Origin of the sequence: Actinomadura miaoliensis (assembly GCF_039536785.1) — a bacterium.
In the GTDB taxonomy this organism is placed as follows: domain Bacteria; phylum Actinomycetota; class Actinomycetes; order Streptosporangiales; family Streptosporangiaceae; genus Spirillospora; species Spirillospora miaoliensis.
Window position 1 is genome coordinate 160,260 of the sequence record NZ_BAAAZG010000019.1, and the last position, 19,249, is coordinate 179,508.

Below are 19,249 nucleotides of genomic sequence, written 5' to 3' on the forward strand. Positions count from 1 at the left end.
CCGTCTGGTGCCGCGAACTCTTCAGCGGGCCCCCCGTCGCGATCCCCGCTCCGGCCGTCATCCGGATCTGGCACGCCGCCCCCTTTCGCCGAGTTCGGTGGCCCGGCGACAGGCCCATCGAAGATCCGTGACCTGCCAGACGCCTGTTGTTCCCGTGGATGCAGGCGGCCCACTCCGCGGGGTCAGTTCGAGGACGAGCCCATGCCGTGATGCCAGCGGGAGCCACCGCTGAAGGGCTGGCCCGACAGACATCGATGCCACCGCGTGCGGCGCCCGATGATCGGATTTCGGCTCCGCCGGAGGGCGCGCGGCCGGTTCCTGGAACTGCTGGCCGAGGGGGGAAGGCCCTGAATCCGTCCTCAACCCCGCATGAGAAACCCCGACGGCCCGAGGCCGACGCGCGGTTCACCGACCGGCCTCCGCCCTCGGCTGTACAAACCCGCCTGCCTGCGCATGGCGGCACGGCGGCCGCCGCAGATCTTCGCTCGGGAGCAACACCGCCGCCCTCGGGAAGCCTGTGCCGGGTCCCATCCTGCTGGAGCCGCGGCCCGACGACGTGACCGCCGAGGCGACCGGTTCGGCGGCAGGCCGCGAAGCCGACGTTCGTCGCGCCCTGCCGCCGATCATGCTCTCAGCGACACCGCGGTGGCCGTCTCAACCGGTGACCGATCTGACGAGTGTCGCGGAGTGACGATGGGTGTCTAGCCTTCCGGGAAGAAGAGGAACAGCGTGCAGCCCGTCGTCGTCTGCGGGACATGTGAAGAACCCGCGGGGGCGTGGATGAAGGACCCGGCCGGGTAGTCCCGCTCCCCGTCGTTGAAGACGCCGGAGACCACGAAGACCTCCTCGGGACCCGGCTCATGGACGTCGACTCCCTGCCAGCACGTATTCGCGTCCATCTGGAGCACGAAGGCCTTCGCGCCGTTGTCCCCCTGCCACAGCGGCCGCAGACGGATGCCTGGGAACAGTTCGCGGACCGGCGCGTCCTCGACGGTGGACCACACATAGCCAGACGTGTTCTGTTCTGTCGCCATGGGGCCAGCCTGGCGGCCGGCCGTCGCGCCGCCGAGTGTCAGGAAAGACATCATCCGGTACTTTTCTGCCATGCATCGGGTGACGGCGCTCGTCCGCCCCTCGCAATCGACCTTCGAACTCGCCTGCGCGGCCCAGGTGTTCGGCATCGAGCGGCCAGGACTTCCCGTGCGGTACGCCTTCAACGTGTGCACGGAGCGCCCTGGCCCGGTCGCGACGCGCGCCGGGTACGACATGCTCGTGACCGACGGGCTGGACGCACTCGACCGGGCGGACACCGTGGTCATCCCGGGTTGGCTGCCGCCCGAGGAGCCCCCCTCACCTGCGGTCATGCAGGCCCTGCGCCGCGCGCACGCTCGCGGAGCGCGGTTGGTCAGCATCTGCTCCGGCGCCTTCGCGCTGGCGCACGCCGGTCTGCTGGACGGACGGCGGGCGACCACCCACTGGGCACTGGCGGACGAGCTTGCCACGTGCTTCCCGCACATCCAGGTCGACCCGGACGTGTTGTACGTGGACCACGGTGACGTGGCCACCAGCGCCGGAGCCGGGGCCGGCATCGACCTGTGCATGCACCTGGTCCGCAGCGACCAGGGCGCCCGGTACGCCGCGCATATCGCCCGGACGATGGTCATGCCGCCCCACCGCGAGGGCGGTCAGCTCCAGTACTCGGCGCCGCCACACCCCGCCCAGATCGACGGCACCCTCGCGCCTTTGCTGGAGTGGATCACCCGGAGACTCAGCGAACCGATCACCATCGAGAGCATGGCCGCGCAGGCGGGCGTGTCGGCGCGTACCCTCGCCCGCCGGTTCGCCGACCAGCTCGGCACCAGCCCCGGGCAGTGGCTGCTCGCCCAGCGGATCGCCGCCGCCCAGGACCTGCTGGAGTCCACCGACCTCCCCTTGGACGCCATCGCCCGCCGCGTCGGTCTCTCCTCGGCCACCAACCTCCGCAGGCGCTTCCTCAACACCCTCGGCACAACCCCAGGCGCCTACCGCCGAGCCTTCCGAACCAAGCCCCAATGACAACCCGCCGGTTCAACGCCCCAGGGTGCTGTCCTCGGCTCGTCCAATATCGACGCACGCGCTGAGGGACTAGTTGTCCCTGGCCACGCGTCGATTTCGTGCTTGCGAACCTTCCGAACGAAGACGGCCCACTCGCCGCGGCTGAACTCAAGCACAGGACCGGTGCCGTGCTGCTTGGTGTCCCGGACGCCGACGATGCCGTCGTCGGCCCGTCCGACCTCGACACATTCGCCGTTGGGTTCGTTGTGACGTGACTGCAGCAGGCCGATGGTGCGCTCGACGACGTAGGGACTGGTTCAGCCGCCTGTGTATCCGCTGGAAGATCAGCGACGACATCCACGAGGCGTTCATGACCCTCGCTGCAGCGATTATCTGCTGGCGGCGCCTCGTCCGCTGATTCTGTTAGAACCTCTCAGGGCCCACGCAGATGGGTGGTCATCATCGGCGGCGTGGGGGGCGAGCGTCCCAGCGGTGGGTGGTCCAGGCACAGCGGATCAGGCTACGGACGGTGATGATGGTGTCGGCGAGATCGAAGAAGGCTTCGACGACGATCTCGCGGCGTTCGTAACAGCGGGCGAGCCGGGCGAAGGCGTTGTGTCAGGCGGTGGTCCGCTCGACATGCCGGCGCTGGGCGGCTTGGATACGAATCCGGCCTGCCACGGCGGCGGGTCGGTGCCCGTCCCAGGACATCCACGCCCCCGCCCGCGGTCCCGGGCCCGATGAGTTTTCCTCGTCCCCAGGGTCAAGAGATCACACCCCCATGGAGCAAGCCATGGGGCGGACTGAACGAGGGGGCAGCGAGCGTGGGTGACGAGCGCCTGGTGACGGTGAACGGAGTGGAGCTGTGCACGGAGACGTTCGGGGAGCCGGACGCGCCACCCGTGCTGCTGATCGGCAACTCGATGCTCTCCTGGCCGGACGCGCTGTGCGAGCAACTGGCCGGGACGCCGCGACATGTGATCCGGTACGACCTGCGTGATACGGGCCGGTCCACCACGGTCGACCCGGATGCCCCCGAGTACACCCTTCGCGACCTGGTCGCCGACGCGGCCGGTCTGCTGGACGCGTTCGGCCTGCCGCCCGCACACGTGGCGGGTTTCGGCGTCGGCGGCTGGATCGCGCAGCTCCTGGCCCTCGACCACGCCGACCGGGTGGCCGCGCTCACCCTGATCGCGACCAGGCCTAACGCTCCGGGGCCGGTGGACTCCGACCTGCCCGAGCACGACGCGGAGCTGATGAAGTTCCTCATGTCGGCCCCGAAGCCCGACTGGTCCGACCGTGCGTCGGTGCAGGCGGCCATGGTGGAACTCGCGCGGCACAAGGCCGGCTCGGCGGGGTTCGACGAGGCCGCGGCACGCGATCTGGCGGGCCGGATCTTCGACCGCGCGGTGGTGCCGGAGAACGCGGACGCCGCGAAGGTGCACCGATCGAACCAGACCGGGTCCGTGTTCGCGGCGCTGGACTCCCGCCCCCGGTGGCGCGAGCGGCTGGGCGAGATCGGCGTGCCGACGGTGGTCGTCCACGGGGAGGACGACCCGTTCTTCCCGATCGGCAACGGCGAGGCGCTGGCCCGCGAGATCCGCGGGGCCGAACTGATCCGGCTCCCGGGCACGGGCCATGAACTGCCACCCCGGGACTGGGACGTGGTCGTCACCACGCTGGCCCGTGCCTGAAGATCGGGCCAGAGCTCACCCTGGCCTGTTCCGGGATATGCAGGACGCATGACGAGATCGGTCGTGTTGGTGCAGCCGGAAGGCGCCGAGATCGCAGACGCGGAGTAAGGCAGCCTGACGGACTCGGGGGCCGCCATTGCGGTGATCCGCTGCCCTAGCGGCTGGAGTACGAGCTGACCACCGGTGCCGGGTACGTGACCTCCCGGCTGCTGGTGGAGGCGTACGGCACCGATCCGAAGACCGGACCGTGGCGGCGACCGCCAAGCCAACGCAGCCCTCTACCGCGTCGTCGTCACACGCCTAAGGTGCGCTACACGCACCCGCGAATACCTCGACCGACGCATTTCGAAGGCAAGACCAAACGCGAGGCCATGCGCTGCCTCAAACGCAACATCGCCCACCCGGTTGATGCCGCTGCTGGAAGCGGTGCCGCCCGTCCGAGGCCGGGTCGGACGCCTCCGCCGCCGGCCCAGGCGCCTGCTGGCCGACCGCGCCTACGACCACGACAAATACCGGCGGCTGGTACGGGCCAAGGGCATCAGACCGGTCATAGCCCGCCGTGGCGCCCCGCACGGATAGGCCTCGGCGGTCACCGCTACGTCGTCGAACGCACCATCGGCCTGCTGCACTGGTTCCGCCGCCTACGCATCCGCTGGGAGATCCGCGACGACATCCACGAGGCGTTCATGACCCTCGCCGCAGCCATCATCTGCCGGCGACGCCTCGTCCGCTGAATCTGTTAGGACCCCTAAAGGGCCTCCGTGAGGCGCTGTGCGCCACCTACAAGTTGTCCCTGGTCACGCGTCGATTTCGTGCTGACGGATCCTGCGGACGAAGGCGGCCCACTCAGCGGGGGTGAATTCGAGGGTGGGGCCGGTGCCGTGCTGCTTGGTGTCGCGGATGCCGATGGTGCCGTCGTCGGCCCGTCCGACCTCGACGCAGTGGCCGTTGGGCTCGCTGTGGCGTGACTTGCGCCAGTGGGTGTATTGCCTGGTCATGTGTCGAGTTGTTGGGTGCGGATCTTGTGGACGAGGGTGGCCCACTGGGTGGGGGTGAGTTCGAGGGTGTGGCCGGTGCCGTGTTGTTTGGTGTCGCGGACGCCGATGGTGCCGTTGTCGGCTCGTCCGACCTCGACACAGCCCGCGTCTGGGGCGCTGTGGCGTGACTTGCGCCAGCCGATATATCGCCTGGTCATACGTACCGCCGTTGTGAACCGTTGGGGTGAGGGCAGCTTGTGAGCGCAGGACCGTCAGCCACGGGGCGGGATTGCCGAACGCGGGATCGGGAACCCGTAACGTTCTGAGATCTCCACCAACGCGCGCTCGCACGCGGACTGAACCGGCGCGTAGTCGGCGTACTGAAGCTTGACGCTGGCGAATGGGGGGTTGGGGCATGTCCCGCGCTGCTGTGTTTGACCATGCCAACCACACTCGCCACGGCGCCCGGCCGTGTCCGCCTGGTGATGGCCAGGATCGAAGGGCTTCACCCACAGCACGCGCCCGTCACTCGCCATGGGCTTTAGCGTAGGCTCGCGCGCCCGAAGCTTTAAGGCCGGGAAGGTGCTCTTTTCCTTCCTGGCCAAGCCCTTCAACCTCGCGGCCCCATGCCGTACTCTGCGGCTCGCAGATGCCGATGGTGTGGTCCGTCACCCGCCCAACCTTTATGCACGCACCGTCGGGATTGGTGACACTGGCTTGCATCACCGGTAATGCCTGGTCAGCCGTTGATTCCCGCCTTTCGGATCTTGCGGACGAAGGCGGCCCACTCGGCGGGGTTGAACTCAAGTACGGGACCGGTGCCGTGCTGCTTGGTGTCGCGGATGCCGATGGTGCCGTCGTCGGCTCGTCCAACCTCCACGCAGTGGCTGTCCGGATCGCTGTGGGGAGACTTACGCCAGTTGGTATATCTCTCGGCCATGCTCTGACCTGCCATGTGTTCGTCTCTGGGCGGAAGTGCCCCGCACCGGCTGGGTGGGCCTCTGCACGAGTCCGGGACGTGCTGCCAGGTGTCGCGTTCACCGATGGTTCCGTCATCGGCTCGTCCGACCTGGACGCACGCGCTGAGAGGGGCTCGTTGAGGCTGGCTTGCGTCACCGGATGCAGTGCCTGGTCAGGCGTTGATGTCGTGCTTTCGGATTTTGCGGACGAAGGCGGCCCACTCAGTGGGGGTGAGTTCGAGGGTGGGGCCGGTGCCGTGCTGCTTGGTGTCGCGGATGCCGATGGTGCCGTCGTCGGCTCGTCCCAGCTCGACACATTCGCCGTTGGGCTCGCTGTGACGTGACTTGCGCCAGTGGGTGTATTGCCTGGTCATGTGTTGAGTTGGTGAGTGCGGATCCTGTGGACGAGGGTGGCCCACTCGGCCTGGGTGAACTCCAGGATGGGGCCGGTGCCGTGTTGTTTGGTGTCGCGGATGCCGATGGTGCCGTCGTCGGCCCGTCCGATCTCAACGCAGTTGCCGTTGGGCTGGCTGTGGCGTGACTTGCGCCAGTTGGTGTAGTGCCTGCTCATGCTGTGAGTTTCCTCTCGTCGGTTAGCCGGTCGGCCACCTCGTTTAGATGCGCGAGGCTGCGCTCCCTGGATAGTGCGGCATCTCGAAGTCGGTTGTACATCCCGGTATACCGTGCTACCTCCCGACGTTGGGTGAGAACGAGATCTGTGGTGACGGTTTCGACCACCGCCATCGGCGGGTCCCCTGGGTCAGGGAACGTGTAGAGCGAGAACGAGGCTAGGGGCAGGAGACCGCCGGGGATCAGAACGTTGTTGGGGAGTATGCGGACGATGATGCGTTCCTCGGCTGTGACCACGTCCACCATGTGGCGCAGTTGGGCGGCCATGACCGGGCGCGGGACGGCCAAGCGGTGCATGACGTACTCGTCCACGATGGCCTCGTAGGTGGGGCCGTCCTCCTTCAGTAGGTGGTTCTGGCGCTGCTTGCGGGCCTCGGCCATCCGTTCGGGGCGGTAGTCGAGCGAGCCTTGGCAGCGATCGAGTTCCACCAGTGCGTCGACGAACTCGGGGGTCTGGAGAACGGCAGGTATCGCCGTCTGGTTGTACTCGCGGATCGTGTCGGCACCGGATTCGAGGTCTGCGTAGAGGCGTTGCCGGGGCCCCATGGCATTGCCATAGCGGTCCCACCAGTGCTTCTCGCCAGCGTCGCGGGCAAGTCGGATGATCTTTTCTTGCTGGGTTCCGGTGACCTCCAGCCGGTCGAGCATGTTCATCAGGTCGTAGAGGTCGACGCGGAGTGTCCCGTTCTCCAACCGGATGATCTTGGAGCGGGACTGGTAGACGAGTCGGGCGAACTCGTCAGTCGTCAGGTCACGACTCTCGCGCAGTTTGCGGATCTCTGCGGCGAGAAGTAGGCGGCGAACGTAGGGACTCGGCATGGCCTTCCTCCCTCAGCTTGGTCACACAGAGTACGGAGCACTAACGATGCGCAATCATCCGGTCGCGCGCAATCGGGTTGCCTGTTTTCGGTGGAGGTAGGTGGCGATCCCGAAGGTAGGAGAGGTGGGGCAGCGGAATCTGGTCTGTGCGAGTTCCGCACATGCGAGTCGTGCACGTTCGGGAGTTGCACGTTCGACAGTTGGACGTGCAGACCGTGATCAGTGCTGATCATGTAGCTCGATGACTTTGCTGGTGGGTTCATCGTGTGCGGGTGGCCACGGGGGGTGACGATGTGGTGGTGAGCGGGCCGGGGGGCCGCTTGATCCGACTTCGTCCATTCCCGAGGTGTGCGATGTGCGTTTCGATCTTCTTCGCGAGCGAGCCGGCGGGCGGGATGCGCTGGCGGCGGTCCTTTCCGGGGCAGGCGCGGTACGCGGCGGCCGCGCGGCGGTTCGTGGCGGCGCTGCTGGACGACTGTCCCTTCCTTGACGAGGTGACGCTGGCCGCCGACGAACTGGTGGTGAACGCGCTGAGGCACACCAGGTCGGGCGGGCCCGGCGGGACGTTCGCGGTCGACGTCGGCCGCTGGGACGCGCTCGTCGCCGTCGCGGTCAGCGACCAGGGCGGGCCGAACGAGCCGGCCGTCGTGGACGCCGGTGAGCTCGCGGAGTGCGGGCGCGGGCTGCGGACGATCTCGGCGATGGCGGCGGGATGGGGCTGGTTCGGCAACGAGCAGGCCCGGACGGTCACGGCCGTGTTCGCGTCGTCCGGCGTGTCCTGGGTGGCGGCCGCATGAACGGGCGGGTGGTGCGCGAGCAGACCGTCGACCAGGTGTGCTCCGCGCTGGGAACGGCCATGCGCGCCGACCCGGACGCCATCGCCTCGCTCGTGGAGTCGGCCGGGCTGGACGACTTCACCGCGGCCTTCCTCCGCGAGGCGCGGTCACTGGCGCTGGGCCTGGCGGCGGCGCTCAACACCGTCCTCGGCATCCACCGTCACGGTCGGGACCCCCACGACCGGGACGTGTGCATGTCGTGCGGCACGGCGAAATGCCGCACGGTGCGCGGCGTGGCCGAGGCGCTGTCCGCGTACAGGGTGCGATTCAGTGGTGTCGACCGTGCCGAGGCGTGGCGCCGGGCCGAAGGCTGGTTCGCCCATCAGGCGGGACGTGCGGTGGCGGTGGCAGTCGAAGAGTTCGACGCGGGATTCATCGTCCGATCCGCACCTGGGGAGACGGTGGTGGTCGTCGATCGCCGTACCGGTGCACTCACTCAGTGGCCCGACCTCCCCACGGGCGCCCTCAGCGAGCACTACCGTCGCTATGCACAAGGTTCCCTTGGATAGGAGGCGCCTGGCGCACGCCCCGGCGCCGCGGCCTACTGCTGGCCGTGGGTGGGGACGATGTCGAGTTCGCGCATTCGGCGGGTGCCCCATTCGCCCAGGGCGCTGAGCGCCGCGTAGAGGGCGACGCCTTCGTCGGTCAGTTCGTACTGGACCCGGGGCGGCGTCTCGTTGAACACGGTTCGCCTGACGATGCCGTCCGCCTCAAGTTCGCGGAGTTGCTGGGTGAGCACCTTCTCGCTGATGCCTGGGAGGCTCCGGCGCAACTCGCCGAATCGATGGATCCGCTCGTCCAGCGCCCACAGGATCAGCGCTTTCCACTTGCCCCCGACGACATCCATCGCGGCGTCGAGGGCGCAGATGTAGGGCGGGTTGCGCACCTGCCTCATGGTAGCCGGGACGGCCCGCCCTACTCGCGGACGGACTCAGCCGGCGGTGGCGACGGCCCGTCGCATCCGCCACAGTGAGGCGCGCAGGTGTCCGGCCAGGTCCGCGGGCACGCCCGCTTCCCCGGACGCGGCGAGGATGTTCTCCAGGCCGACCGCCTGCATCTCGGGGTTGTACTCGTCCGGAACGGTGTCACTCACGTCGGCGCCGGCGACGAAGATCGGGAGCATCTGCTCCAGCCAGGGCCGCAGCACCTCGCGCTTGAACGTCTCCACGTCGCCGCCTTCCGCGTGGAGCATCCTCACGGCGTGGTCCACCCCGGCCCCTATGCCGTACATACCGCTCAGTGCTGCCATGTCGTACAGCGCCGCGAACCCCGGGTCCTCGCCCACCCAGTGAGGACGGCCCAGAGGGCTGAGCGCGGGAGCGACACGGTCGAACAGGTCACGCGCACCGCTGTAGAGGATGAACGCTCCCTCCGTCCCCACCGTCGGCGGTACGGCCATGATCCCGCCCGCGAGGAAACGCACCCCGTACTCCTTGAGCCACCGGTCGAGCTCCCGCGCCTGCCGCACGGAGCCGCTGGTGAGGTTGACGAGCGTCCTGTCGGCCAGCTTCTGCACCACCGGGGCGAGCGTCTCGCGGACGCTGGCGTCATCCAGCAGGCACGCGACCGTCAGGTCGCTCGCATCGATCGCCCCTTCCACACTCGACACCTCCCGCGCGCCGCGTGCGACAAGGTCGCCCGCCTTTCCGGGAGTGCGGTTCCAGACCGTCACCTCGCGACCGGCTGCGAGGAGCGCGCCCGCGAGCGCGCGCCCCATGGCGCCCAGACCGAGGATGCTGATTCGTTCATGCTGCTCGCTCATGCGGAACACTTTTCACCGGCAGCGGTTCGTGCCACAAGAACGCACTTTGAAGTGCGTGGTTACCTGAAGGTTAGTTGTCGCGGAGTGCGGGCCTGCGGAAGGGAAGGGCTCGAACGAAAGGCATTTCCACGGGAGGTGACGCACGCCTCTCCTGGGAGCCGAAGGCGGCCGGGTTACGGTTGGGTGGGTGGGGTGCCTCTGTGGGAGGGGGCTTGATGGGCCGTTCCGGGTGGTCGGTGGGGCGGCGGTGGGCCGGGGTGCTGGCGGCGGGCTTGGCGGTGCTCGGACTGTCGGGATTCATGGCGGCGTGGCCTGGGGCGGGGCGCGATCCGACGTTGCGGGTGATGACCTACAACGTGCGGGGTGTGGCCGATCCGCCGCCTCGGGACTGGCGGACGCGGTTGCCGCTGGTGAAGCGGTTGCTGCGCAAGCACGATCCGGATCTGCTCGGCGTGCAGGAGGCCAAGTGGCCGCAGATGCGGGATCTGGAACGAGCGCTGCCCGGTCACCGGTGGGTCGGCATGGGGTTACGGGGTGACACTCGGGATCAGTTTCTGGCCATTTTCTACCGTGCCGAGCGGTTCGATGTTCTGGATTCCGGCCACTTCTGGCTGTCGGGCACGCCTGACGTCATCGGCTCGGCGACCTGGGGAAACAGGTACGTCCGGATGGTGACGTGGGTGAAACTGCGCGACCGGCGGACCGGTGTCGTCTTCTACCAGCTCAATACCCACTTCGATCACGAGTCGGAGAATTCGCGGGTGAAGAGTGCCGAGCTTGTGCTCAAGAAGGTGCGTGAATTCGAGGCCGGCGTTCCGGTGCTCGCCGCCGGCGATTTCAATGCCGCTGCGGGGAATTCGCGGCCGTACTCGATGCTGACCGGGACGGACGCGTTCCAGGACACCTGGGTGACGGCTCGGCGGCGTGGCGCCCAGTACAAGACCGACGCTCGCTGGCAGGCGCCGGTGCCGGGCGGGAGAAGGGTCGACTGGATCCTGTCACGTGGGGCCGTGGAGACGCTGTGGAGCGAGATCGATCCATGGCAGGTCGGCGGCGTCTACCCGTCGGACCATTTCCCCGTGATCGCGCATCTGCGGCTTGACGTGCGCGCGGCGTCGTGAACCCCCGATGGTCGGCGGCGCTAGGCGTCGTCGGAGGGGCCGGCCAGGGTGCGGGCGGCGGACTCCTCCTCGGGGGTGAGGCCCCAGTGGCCGCCGTCGGGGTCGCGGCGGGCCTGCTCGTCGATCCAGCGGTGGTGCGCCTCCCAGGCGGCCTGCTTGCTGGAGCCAAGGGCAGCGCCGATCTGCGACCAGGACGCACCGGCCGCGCGCGCCGACCGGACCACCAGCTGGCGGCCGTAGGCGGCCTTGCGGGCGATCACTTCTCCCAGGGCGAGGAGTTCCAGGGACTCCTCGCGGGTGAGGGCGGGCGTCGCGGCCTCGGCGGCCTCCGGGCCGGTGACGGCCAGTGCGTGCCGAGTGGCGAGTTCGTCGTAGCGGGCGACGGCGGTGCGGAGGGTGAATTCTCGTTCGAGCGCCTCGGGTGTGGACATGATCCGAGCCTGCCGTCAAGGCAGCTTGACGTCAAGCCGGCCTGACGGCGTCAGCGCGTGCGCAGGGCGTTCAGGAAGTCGTCCAGGAGGGTGCGCTGACGATCGGGTGGGAAGCGGTCCGGGTCGAAGAGGGCCTGGACGACCAGGCCGTGGGTGAAGGCGGCGACCGTGGCGACGGTGTCGTCCACGTCGGCCGAGGCCGGCAGTTCGCCGCGGTCGCGGGCGGCGGCCACGTGGACGCACAGGCGGGCGCGCCAGCGGTCGTAGCGGCGGCGTTCGCGGTCGGCCAGGTCGGGGTCGCCGAGGGAGCCGTCCCAGGACCCCACCCACACGCGGTTCATCACGGCGGCGCCGGGCGTGAGGGGGAGGACGTCCAGCAGGGCGGCGCGCAGGGCGGCCAGGCCCTCGTCGGACGGGACGCGGCGGGCGCGGCCTTCGGTGCGCTCGTCGGCCACGTCCAGGGCGTGCGCGATCAGCGCCTTCTTGTTCGGGAAGTAGTGGGTGAGCAGGCCCGTCGAGGCGCCCATCTCCGCCGCCACCGCGCGCAGCGTCAGCCCCGCGAAGCCGCGTTCGGACAGGACGCGCCACACCGCCTCGGACACGTCACGTCGCCGGGCGTCATGGTCACCTCGTGCGGGCATGCGCCATAGAGTACGTAACAAACGTTGGGTACGCACTCTGGAGGTCAGCGTGTTCGGTGTCGACCTGGGGGACGGGGCGCGGCTGCGTCCGCTGGAGCCGTGGCAGGCGGAGGAGTTCCTGGCCCACGGCGAGCGTGCGCGCCCGCACATCGCCAACTGGATCCCTTGGGCCACGACGGTGACGGACGTAGAAAAGGCCCGGACGCTCCTGCGCGACTACGCCGACCGGCAGGCCGCCGACACCGGCCGCATCTACGGGATCTGGGTGGACGGTGTGCTCCGGGGCGGCACCGTGTTCCGGACGTTCGACACCGCGGTGGGCGTCTGCGAGGTCGGAGTCTGGCTGGAGGCTGAGGCGGAGGGGCGCGGGCTGGTCACCCGTGCGGTCCGCCACATGATCGACTGGGCGGTCGGCGAACGCGGCATGGTGCGCGTGGAGTGGCGGTGCGCGCCGGACAACCTGCGCAGCCAGGCCGTCGCCAAGCGGCTCGGCATGCGGCTCGACGGGACGCTGCGGCAGTCCTACGTGTTCCACGGCGAGCGCCGGGACGAGCAGATCTGGTCGCTGCTGGCCGACGAGTGGCGCTGACCGCGAGGCTTCGTCAGGGAACGGGCGGCACGGGCAGGGGGTGCTCCAGGGCCGTGAGGGTCAGTAGCACCAGGGACGCCGTCCAGCCCAGGGGCGCCACACCGGCGGGGCGGCCCTTGGCGTCCACCTTCTCCGGCAGGGCGCCCAGGGACGTGCGGTGCCGGGCCAGCCAGTCCAGGCGTGCCCGCGCCTCCTGAACTCGGCCCGACGAGGCGGCGGTCAACGCGAACATCGCCATCTCCGGGGTCCACGCCACGGTCCGGTTGCCCGCCCACTTCTCGCCGGGCAGCACCCCGCCGTTCGGCAGCGTGAGCCGTTCGGCCGCGTTCAGCACCGCCGCGCTCACCCCCCAGTCCTGCGGGGCGAACGGGGGAGCGACGAACGTCACAGAGGTGTCCATGCGGCCGCCCCGTACCGGAGAACGCGGGTAGCCGTAAGGGGCGAAATGCCGCGCCACCGCGTTCGACAGCCGCAGCGAGGCGTTCTGCCAGTGCGACGACCGCGCCAGGTCGCCGCGGTCGCGCGCCAGGGCGGCCGCCGCGCGCAGGCCCGCCAGCACCGGCCCCACGACGCCCAGGGTGGGACGGTCCGGGTCCTGCTCGGTGCCGGGTGAACGCTCGAAGTAGTCCGACGACGGCGGCGGCAGCCCCTCGGAGTCGAGCGAGGAGGCCAGCTGGTCCGCGGCGCGCACCACCATCGGCCACAGCTCCGGCAGCCGTCCCGCTCCCGCCGGATCGTGCGTGTGGACGAGCCAGCTCGCCCACACCACCCAGCCCAGCGAGTCGAGCTGCGGGTCGCGGCCGTCGATCACCGCGCTGCCGTCGGGGTGGTACCGGGCCGCCCACCGGCCCTCGTCCGTCTGCACCCGCTCCAGGAACCGCAGCACCCGCCGTGCCTCCGGCGTGTGCCCGGTGACGGCGAACGCCGCCGCCGCGAACGCCGCGTCCCGAGGCCAGGCGTACCGCCAGGCCCCGTACCACGACGCCAGCGACGCCCCGTTGGGACGGGTCAGCAGACGCAGGTCGAGCAGGGCCCTTTCGGCCATCTCCCGTTCGGTCGCGGTCTGTCCCGGAACCGTGCCCCGCGTCAGCCACAGGCTGTCGGACCGCACCGCCTGCCGCACCCGCGGATCGGACGCCGGAACTGTGATCGCCGTCTCGGCGCCGAACGGCACCAGCCGCACCCGCCCGTCGCGCAGCCGCACCACCGAGCTGCCCGGCAGATACGCGGCGCCGTCCTCCTCCTCGGCGTCCAGCGGCACCCCGGCGAACGGCCAGCCACCGCCGCCCACCAGCCCCGGGCTGTCCCACCCGGGCCCGCCTCCGCTGGGCATGCGCGCCCCGCACGTGGCCGCCAGACCGGCGACGAGCAGCAACGCCACAGCGCGCCGCACCCTGCGCGGACCGCCGTCGCGCGCGGCCCCCACCCGGTCCTCGGCCACCGGCCCTTCTCCCCTTCTTCACCCCGCATTACCGCAAGGCGAAGACAAGTACATCAAAGGGTGTGCCGCGGTTTCTCCTCCTGCAGGTCAAACACGACATCCTTCTCAGGTGCCATATCGGTACCGTCGGCGACGCCGGTCACATCCCGGGGCCGGTGAGACCGGACATCCTTCCCTGACGTCACACCGGGGCCGAGAACCCCGCGCCGAGCCTTCCCCCTGGCGTCCGGTCACTCCTGGTAAGGGGCTAGGCTGCATCGACGGAGCGGACCGCAGGGTGTGGCGGCCCCACGGACCCCCGTGTTGCACACCCCCCACTCGCGCGGTCATCAGCTGTCGATCCGTTACAAGGGACGCCTCGTGGACCTGTTCGAACATCAGGCGAAGGAACTCTTCGCCGAGTACGGGGTACCGGTGCCTACCGGCAAGGTCGCCCATACTCCCCAGGAAGCCCGGGCCGCCGCGGAGGAGCTGTTCGCCGCGGGAAGCTCGAAGGTCGTCGTCAAGGCCCAGGTCAAGACCGGCGGCCGCGGCAAGGCCGGCGGCGTGAAGCTCGCCGACAACGCCGACGAGGCCGAAGCCCTGGCCGGCCAGATCCTCGGCATGGACATCAAGGGCCACACGGTCCACAAGGTCCTGGTCGAGGAGGGCAGCGCGATCGCGCAGGAGTACTACTTCTCCTTCCTGCTCGACCGGGCCAACCGCACCTTCCTGTCGATCTGCTCCGCCGAGGGCGGCATGGAGATCGAGGAGGTCGCCGCGACCAACCCCGACGCCGTGGCCAAGGTGCCGGTGTCGGCGCTGGACGGCGTCGACCGCGCCAAGGCGCTGGAGATCGCCCAGGCGGGCAAGCTGCCGGCCGAGGCCCAGGAGGGCGCCGCCACCCTCATCGAGCGGCTGTGGGCGGTGTTCACCGACGAGGACGCCACCCTGGTCGAGGTCAACCCGATGATCCTCACCACCGACGGCCAGGTGAAGGCGCTCGACGGCAAGGTCACCCTGGACGACAACGCCGGGTTCCGGCAGGCCGAGCACGAGGCCCTGGAGGACAAGGCCGCCGCCGACCCGCTGGAGGCGCGCGCCAAGGCCAAGGACCTCAACTACGTCAAGCTGGACGGCACCGTCGGCATCATCGGCAACGGCGCCGGCCTGGTCATGTCCACGCTGGACGTCGTCGCCTACGCGGGCGAGGAGTTCGGCGGGCAGAAGCCGGCCAACTTCCTGGACATCGGCGGCGGCGCCTCCGCCGAGGTCATGGCCAACGGCCTGGAGATCGTGCTGTCGGACGCCGACGTCAAGGCCGTCTTCGTGAACGTGTTCGGCGGCATCACCGCGTGCGACGCCGTCGCCAACGGCATCGTGTCCGCCTACAAGCTGCTGTCCGAGCGGGGCGAGAACGTCGACCGGCCGCTGGTGGTCCGGCTCGACGGCAACAACGCCGAGCTCGGCCGCAAGATCCTGAGCGACGCGGCGCTGCCCGGCGTCGAGCAGGTCGAGACCATGGACGACGCGGCCCGGCGCGCCGCGGAACTCGCTGCGGCAGGTGCATGAGCATGGCCATCTGGTTGACCGAGAACAGCAAGATCATCGTGCAGGGCATGACCGGCTCGGAGGGCATGAAGCACTCCCGCCGCATGCTCGCCGCGGGCGCCCAGGTCGTCGGCGGCGTCAACGCCCGCAAGGCCGGGCAGAGCGTCGACTTCGACGGCACCACGCTGCCGGTGTTCGGCACCGTGCGCGAGGCCATGGCCGAGACCGGCGCCGATGTGTCGGTGGTGTTCGTCCCGCCGAAGTTCACCAAGGACGCCGTGGTCGAGGCGATCGACGCCGAGATCCCGCTGTGCGTGGTGATCACCGAGGGCATCCCGGTGCACGACACCGCCTACTTCTGGGGCCACGCCGAGGCCAAGGGCAACAAGACCCGGATCATCGGCCCCAACTGCCCGGGCATCGCCTCCCCCGGCAAGTCCAACGCGGGCATCATCCCCGCCGACATCACCTCGCCCGGCCGGATCGGGCTGGTGTCCAAGTCGGGCACGCTGACGTACCAGATGATGTACGAGCTGCGCGACATCGGCTTCTCCACCTGCGTCGGCATCGGCGGTGACCCGGTCATCGGCACCACCCACATCGACGCGCTGCAGGCGTTCCAGGACGACCCCGACACCGCCGCCATCGTGATGATCGGCGAGATCGGCGGGGACGCCGAGGAGCGCGCCGCCGCCTACATCGAGCAGCACATCACCAAGCCGGTCGTCGGCTACGTCGCCGGGTTCACCGCGCCCGAGGGCAAGACGATGGGCCACGCCGGTGCGATCGTGTCCGGCTCGGCGGGCACCGCGCAGGCCAAGAAGGAGGCGCTGGAGAAGGTCGGCGTCCGCGTCGGCAAGACCCCCAGCGAGACCGCCCGCCTCATGCGCGAGATCATGCAGAACCTCTGACGCGGACCCTGTGACGGGGAACGTCTGACGAGGAACCTCTGACGAGGCGCGTCGCAGTTCCGGAAAGACGCCCGAGCCGCCCGTCCCGGCGGCCCGGGCGTCTTTCGTTCTCCGGTCCACTCTCCGGCGGCCTCGCGGCGGTTCTGTCGGTGGCGGCTGGCAGGGTGCGTGCCGTGAACCGAGACGACTTCTGGCGGCTCATCTTCGAACCCATGTGGGACTTCGAGGAGGACAAGGCCGAGACCCGGCGCCGCCTGCCCCGCGTCTGGGCCCTGTACGAACACCACTACGCCTGACGTCCGCCCGTCACCAATCCGCAGCAAGGCGACACGCCGGGCGGGTGAGAGGCCCCGGCTGCGCGGGCCCCGGGTGCCAGCATGGACGCCGTGAGCGATGTGAGCCCGGAGACCAGCGTGACCTCACCGCCCCCCGAGCAGCCGAGGGCGGCGTCGGCGTCCGGCAGGGCGGCCCCGCAGGCCGCCGCCGCGGTGTCGCGTCCCCTGTACGTGACGGGGCTGGTCGGGGCGCTGTGGTGCATCGGCATCGGGCTCGCCGTGCTCACCACCATCACCCTCGTCGGCTGGATCGCCGCACCGCGCACGGCGCTGGGCGCGGGCATGCCCGGGGTGTTCCGGACGGCGGTCACGTTCTGGCTGGTGTCCCACCACGCCGGATTCACCGTCGAGCACGGCCGCGTCGGGCTGCTGCCGCTCGGCCTGCTCGTCATCCCGGGCGCGCTGCTGTACCGCAGCGGCGGCTGGATGATCCGGGTCGGCGGCGTGCGCCGCCGACCGCGCGTCGCCGTGGCGCACGTCGCGGTGGCGCTGGCCGTTCCCTACGCCCTGCTGGCGGGACTGCTCGCCCTGGCCGCCAGCTCGCCGGTGACCCGCCCGTCCGCCTGGCAGGCGCTGGTCGCCTGCTTCGTCGTCGCCGTGATCGCGGGCGGGCTGGGCGCGGCGCGGGCCGTCGTCGCCCACGTCGCCGCCGGCCGCCGGGTGCGCTCCGGGCTCGGCGCGTTGCTGCGGCTGCTGCCGGAACGGCCCCGCTCGCTGGTGGTCGGCATCGCCGGCGCCCTCGCCGTCCTGCTGGCCGCCGGGGCCGTGCTGGTCGGCGCGTCCCTCGCCGTGCACCTGAACGAGGCGACCCAGCTGTATGACATGCTCGCCCCGGGCATCGTCGGCGGGGCCCTGCTGCTGCTGATCGAGCTGGCGTTCCTGCCGAACGCGGTGATCTGGGGCATGTCCTACGCCGTCGGCCCGGGCTTCTCCGTCGGGGCGGGCACCAGCGTGTCGCCGACCGGGGTGTTCCTGGACGTCATGCCCGCCTTCCCGCCGCTGGCCGCGCTGCCCGAGCCCGGGCCGGCGCCGCTGGTGTCCCTGGTGGCGCTGGCCGCCCCGTTCGCCGCGGGCGCCGTCGGCGGGGTGCTCACGGTGCGGTCCATGCCGAGCCGGTCCTACGAGGCGGCGCCGCTGTGGGGGTTCCTGACCGGGGCGCTGGCGGGCCTGGTCGCGGCGCTGCTGGCGGCGCTGTCGGGCGGCCCGATCGGCGGCGGCCGGATGGCCACCGTCGGGCCGTCGCCCTGGCAGGTCGGCCTGCTGGCGGCCCTGGAGATCGGCATCTCGGCGGCCATCGCGGCGTGGACGGCGAACTGGCTGATCCTGCGCCGTCCCGGCGAGGCGTCGTCCGAACGCGCCGAGCGGCGCCGCAAGATCCGCGGCACCAAGCGGCCCCGGCGGCCCAAGCGGGCGAAGCGGCACCAGCCCGAGCCCGCCGCCGGCCCCGCGACGCCGGAGACACCGGAGGCGCACCCCGTGCCGGTGCCGTCCGCGGAGGCGCCGCGGCCCGTCGCCGCGCCTGAGCCTCCGCAGTCGCCGTACGCCGCCGACCCCCTCGAATTCGAGGAGGCCGAACCCGTCCTCGCGCCGCGCCGCACCGCGCGGAACAGGCCGCGCACCACCGATCCGCTGCCCGACCTGGCCGACGGGCCCGACCGGCCCGGCGCCGGCGCGCCGCCGTCCGCCGCCCGCGCCCGGCACGACGACGGGCACGACGACGGGCTGGTAGACGGGCACAAGGACGGGCACGCCGCCGAGCCCTACGCGCCCGAGCCGAGAGCCCCGGAGCCCGAGGAGGCCGAGCGGCGGCCGTCCCACGACGACGCGGCCGGACCCGAACCGCGCGAACGCACCGAGAACCGCGGTGGCGCCATCTACGTCCTGAAGGACGAAGGGGACCGCTAGGGGAGAACGGTGCCGGACATGCTGCCCTTGGGCAGGTTCAGCTTCTCCTCGATCCTCGGGATGTACTTGTCACGGCACGCGTCCTCGTCGATCTTGGTGTTGGCCGTGTCCATGCACTTGGTGTAGCCGTTCATCTCCGGCCCGATCAGCACCGACACCGCGGCCGCCGCCACGGCCATGGCCAGCCCCACCGCGCCGAGCACCATGCCGGGGCCGGCGCCGGGCGCGAGCACGTTGTGCCGGCGCGCGCGCCGCTGGGCCTTGACGCCCACGACGAGCGAGGCCACGCCCAGCACCAGCGCCAGCGGGAAAAGGGGCCACGCCAGCGCCAGCGCGCCGACGCCCAGCCACAGGGCCCGCCAGCCGGTGCGGTCCTCGGGGCCGTTCGTCGGGGGGCGCCCCGCGGGCGGCGGCCCCGCTGGACCGCCGGGGGCGGTGTCGTCGCCGGGGGTCCGGCCGGTGTCCTGGCGAGGGGCGGTGCCGCCGTCGCCCTGGCCCGGCTGCTCACTCACGTTCATTCCTCCTGGCCGCTGGGGTCGGATGCGCTTTGGGGCGCGCCGAGCACGGCCGATAGGCTTCGTGCTGGGCGGTCAGTGCCCCGGACACTGCCGCGCAGGTCCGTTAACCCCAACGT

Annotated in this window: 25 protein-coding genes and 1 pseudogene; 10 read left to right on the forward strand and 16 right to left on the reverse strand. The window is 70.6% G+C overall.

Features of this window, described 5'->3' with window-relative positions; translation table 11 throughout:
• Window positions 1-701: 701 nt before the first annotated feature.
• A complete protein-coding gene (locus ABD811_RS16740) occupies window positions 702-1,106 on the reverse strand; it encodes a cupin domain-containing protein (RefSeq protein WP_344947908.1) in 405 nt (134 codons plus the stop codon).
• Here ABD811_RS16740 and ABD811_RS16745 point away from each other — a divergent pair.
• Entirely contained in the window at window positions 1,105-2,055 is a 951-nt protein-coding gene (locus tag ABD811_RS16745; protein ID WP_344947911.1) for a helix-turn-helix domain-containing protein, read from the forward strand. The two genes, ABD811_RS16740 and ABD811_RS16745, sit on opposite strands and share 2 nt — an antisense overlap.
• Here ABD811_RS16745 and ABD811_RS16750 read toward each other — a convergent pair.
• Complete coding sequence (locus ABD811_RS16750; protein WP_344948047.1) at window positions 2,022-2,324, reverse strand: DUF397 domain-containing protein; 303 nt, start codon at window positions 2,322-2,324, stop codon at window positions 2,022-2,024. The genes ABD811_RS16745 and ABD811_RS16750 overlap by 34 nt on opposite strands.
• 169 nt (window positions 2,325-2,493) lie before the next feature.
• Window positions 2,494-2,697: pseudogene (locus ABD811_RS16755) on the reverse strand (IS5/IS1182 family transposase); the annotation flags it as partial.
• 161 nt (window positions 2,698-2,858) lie between these two features.
• Here ABD811_RS16755 and ABD811_RS16760 point away from each other — a divergent pair.
• Window positions 2,859-3,728 carry an alpha/beta fold hydrolase gene (locus ABD811_RS16760; protein ID WP_344947914.1) on the forward strand — a complete coding sequence of 290 codons (870 nt, stop codon included), beginning with the start codon at window positions 2,859-2,861 and terminating at the stop codon, window positions 3,726-3,728.
• 797 nt (window positions 3,729-4,525) lie between these two features.
• Here the strand turns inward: ABD811_RS16760 and ABD811_RS16770 are convergent.
• The 7 genes from ABD811_RS16770 to ABD811_RS16800 all read right to left on the reverse strand — a co-directional run bounded on the left by ABD811_RS16770 (window position 4,526) and on the right by ABD811_RS16800 (window position 7,113).
• Window positions 4,526-4,726 (reverse strand): DUF397 domain-containing protein, encoded by a 201-nt coding sequence (locus ABD811_RS16770; RefSeq protein WP_344947916.1) that lies wholly within the window; start codon window positions 4,724-4,726, stop codon window positions 4,526-4,528.
• Window positions 4,723-4,923: a DUF397 domain-containing protein gene (locus ABD811_RS16775; RefSeq protein ID WP_344947920.1), complete on the reverse strand. Its 201-nt coding sequence runs from the start codon at window positions 4,921-4,923 to the stop codon at window positions 4,723-4,725. The genes ABD811_RS16770 and ABD811_RS16775 overlap by 4 nt, the downstream gene beginning before the upstream one ends.
• A gap of 307 nt (window positions 4,924-5,230) precedes the next feature.
• Complete coding sequence (locus ABD811_RS16780) at window positions 5,231-5,377, reverse strand: hypothetical protein (protein ID WP_344947923.1); 147 nt, start codon at window positions 5,375-5,377, stop codon at window positions 5,231-5,233.
• A 67-nt stretch (window positions 5,378-5,444) separates the two neighbouring features.
• Window positions 5,445-5,585, reverse strand: coding sequence for a DUF397 domain-containing protein (locus ABD811_RS16785; RefSeq protein ID WP_425549416.1), 141 nt, complete (start codon window positions 5,583-5,585; stop codon window positions 5,445-5,447).
• 252 nt (window positions 5,586-5,837) lie between these two features.
• The gene (locus ABD811_RS16790; protein WP_344947928.1) at window positions 5,838-6,038 is read right to left on the reverse strand and encodes a DUF397 domain-containing protein; all 201 of its coding nucleotides are present in this window, start codon (window positions 6,036-6,038) and stop codon (window positions 5,838-5,840) included.
• On the reverse strand, window positions 6,035-6,235 hold the full coding sequence (locus ABD811_RS16795; protein ID WP_344947931.1) for a DUF397 domain-containing protein: 201 nt from the start codon (window positions 6,233-6,235) through the stop codon (window positions 6,035-6,037). Before ABD811_RS16795 ends, ABD811_RS16790 begins: the two co-directional genes overlap by 4 nt.
• Entirely contained in the window at window positions 6,232-7,113 is an 882-nt protein-coding gene (locus ABD811_RS16800; RefSeq protein ID WP_344947934.1) for a helix-turn-helix domain-containing protein, read from the reverse strand. The genes ABD811_RS16795 and ABD811_RS16800 overlap by 4 nt, the downstream gene beginning before the upstream one ends.
• 353 nt (window positions 7,114-7,466) lie before the next feature.
• On the opposite strand from ABD811_RS16800, the gene ABD811_RS16805 reads away from it, so the two are divergent.
• Window positions 7,467-7,910: an ATP-binding protein gene (locus ABD811_RS16805; RefSeq protein ID WP_344947936.1), complete on the forward strand. Its 444-nt coding sequence runs from the start codon at window positions 7,467-7,469 to the stop codon at window positions 7,908-7,910.
• An 8-nt stretch (window positions 7,911-7,918) separates the two neighbouring features.
• Window positions 7,919-8,458, forward strand: a complete 540-nt coding sequence (locus tag ABD811_RS16810) for a hypothetical protein (protein ID WP_344947939.1) — start codon at window positions 7,919-7,921, stop codon at window positions 8,456-8,458.
• A gap of 32 nt (window positions 8,459-8,490) precedes the next feature.
• Here the strand turns inward: ABD811_RS16810 and ABD811_RS16815 are convergent, their stop codons facing one another.
• Both ABD811_RS16815 and ABD811_RS16820 read right to left on the reverse strand, forming a co-directional pair.
• Complete coding sequence (locus tag ABD811_RS16815; protein ID WP_344947941.1) at window positions 8,491-8,844, reverse strand: winged helix-turn-helix transcriptional regulator; 354 nt, start codon at window positions 8,842-8,844, stop codon at window positions 8,491-8,493.
• A 36-nt stretch (window positions 8,845-8,880) separates the two neighbouring features.
• Window positions 8,881-9,711 carry an NAD(P)-dependent oxidoreductase gene (locus tag ABD811_RS16820; RefSeq protein ID WP_344947943.1) on the reverse strand — a complete coding sequence of 277 codons (831 nt, stop codon included), beginning with the start codon at window positions 9,709-9,711 and terminating at the stop codon, window positions 8,881-8,883.
• Window positions 9,712-10,055: 344 nt separating this feature from the next.
• Here ABD811_RS16820 and ABD811_RS16825 point away from each other — a divergent pair, with 344 nt between their 5' ends.
• Window positions 10,056-10,832: an endonuclease/exonuclease/phosphatase family protein gene (locus ABD811_RS16825; RefSeq protein WP_344947945.1), complete on the forward strand. Its 777-nt coding sequence runs from the start codon at window positions 10,056-10,058 to the stop codon at window positions 10,830-10,832.
• Window positions 10,833-10,852: 20 nt separating this feature from the next.
• On the opposite strand, the gene ABD811_RS16830 is transcribed toward ABD811_RS16825, so the two are convergent.
• Complete coding sequence (locus tag ABD811_RS16830; RefSeq protein ID WP_344947948.1) at window positions 10,853-11,263, reverse strand: hypothetical protein; 411 nt, start codon at window positions 11,261-11,263, stop codon at window positions 10,853-10,855.
• A 50-nt stretch (window positions 11,264-11,313) separates the two neighbouring features.
• On the reverse strand, window positions 11,314-11,904 hold the full coding sequence (locus ABD811_RS16835; protein ID WP_344947950.1) for a TetR/AcrR family transcriptional regulator: 591 nt from the start codon (window positions 11,902-11,904) through the stop codon (window positions 11,314-11,316).
• A gap of 49 nt (window positions 11,905-11,953) precedes the next feature.
• On the opposite strand from ABD811_RS16835, the gene ABD811_RS16840 reads away from it, so the two are divergent.
• Window positions 11,954-12,493, forward strand: coding sequence for a GNAT family N-acetyltransferase (locus tag ABD811_RS16840; protein ID WP_344947953.1), 540 nt, complete (start codon window positions 11,954-11,956; stop codon window positions 12,491-12,493).
• A 13-nt stretch (window positions 12,494-12,506) separates the two neighbouring features.
• On the opposite strand, the gene ABD811_RS16845 is transcribed toward ABD811_RS16840, so the two are convergent.
• On the reverse strand, window positions 12,507-13,934 hold the full coding sequence (locus tag ABD811_RS16845) for a glycoside hydrolase family 15 protein (protein WP_344947956.1): 1,428 nt from the start codon (window positions 13,932-13,934) through the stop codon (window positions 12,507-12,509).
• Between the two features lie 360 nt (window positions 13,935-14,294).
• On the opposite strand from ABD811_RS16845, the gene sucC reads away from it, so the two are divergent.
• From sucC to ABD811_RS16865, 4 genes are all read left to right on the forward strand, one after another.
• Window positions 14,295-15,485, forward strand: a complete 1,191-nt coding sequence (gene sucC, locus ABD811_RS16850) for an ADP-forming succinate--CoA ligase subunit beta (protein WP_344947959.1) — start codon at window positions 14,295-14,297, stop codon at window positions 15,483-15,485.
• Between the two features lie 2 nt (window positions 15,486-15,487).
• Window positions 15,488-16,375 carry a succinate--CoA ligase subunit alpha gene (sucD, locus tag ABD811_RS16855; protein ID WP_344947962.1) on the forward strand — a complete coding sequence of 296 codons (888 nt, stop codon included), beginning with the start codon at window positions 15,488-15,490 and terminating at the stop codon, window positions 16,373-16,375.
• A gap of 173 nt (window positions 16,376-16,548) precedes the next feature.
• On the forward strand, window positions 16,549-16,671 hold the full coding sequence (locus ABD811_RS16860) for a hypothetical protein (RefSeq protein WP_344947965.1): 123 nt from the start codon (window positions 16,549-16,551) through the stop codon (window positions 16,669-16,671).
• A gap of 90 nt (window positions 16,672-16,761) precedes the next feature.
• Window positions 16,762-18,615, forward strand: a complete 1,854-nt coding sequence (locus tag ABD811_RS16865) for a cell division protein PerM (RefSeq protein ID WP_344947968.1) — start codon at window positions 16,762-16,764, stop codon at window positions 18,613-18,615.
• On the opposite strand, the gene ABD811_RS16870 is transcribed toward ABD811_RS16865, so the two are convergent.
• Window positions 18,612-19,127 (reverse strand): hypothetical protein, encoded by a 516-nt coding sequence (locus ABD811_RS16870; RefSeq protein WP_344947971.1) that lies wholly within the window; start codon window positions 19,125-19,127, stop codon window positions 18,612-18,614. The two genes, ABD811_RS16865 and ABD811_RS16870, sit on opposite strands and share 4 nt — an antisense overlap.
• Between the last annotated feature and the right edge of the window lie 122 nt (window positions 19,128-19,249).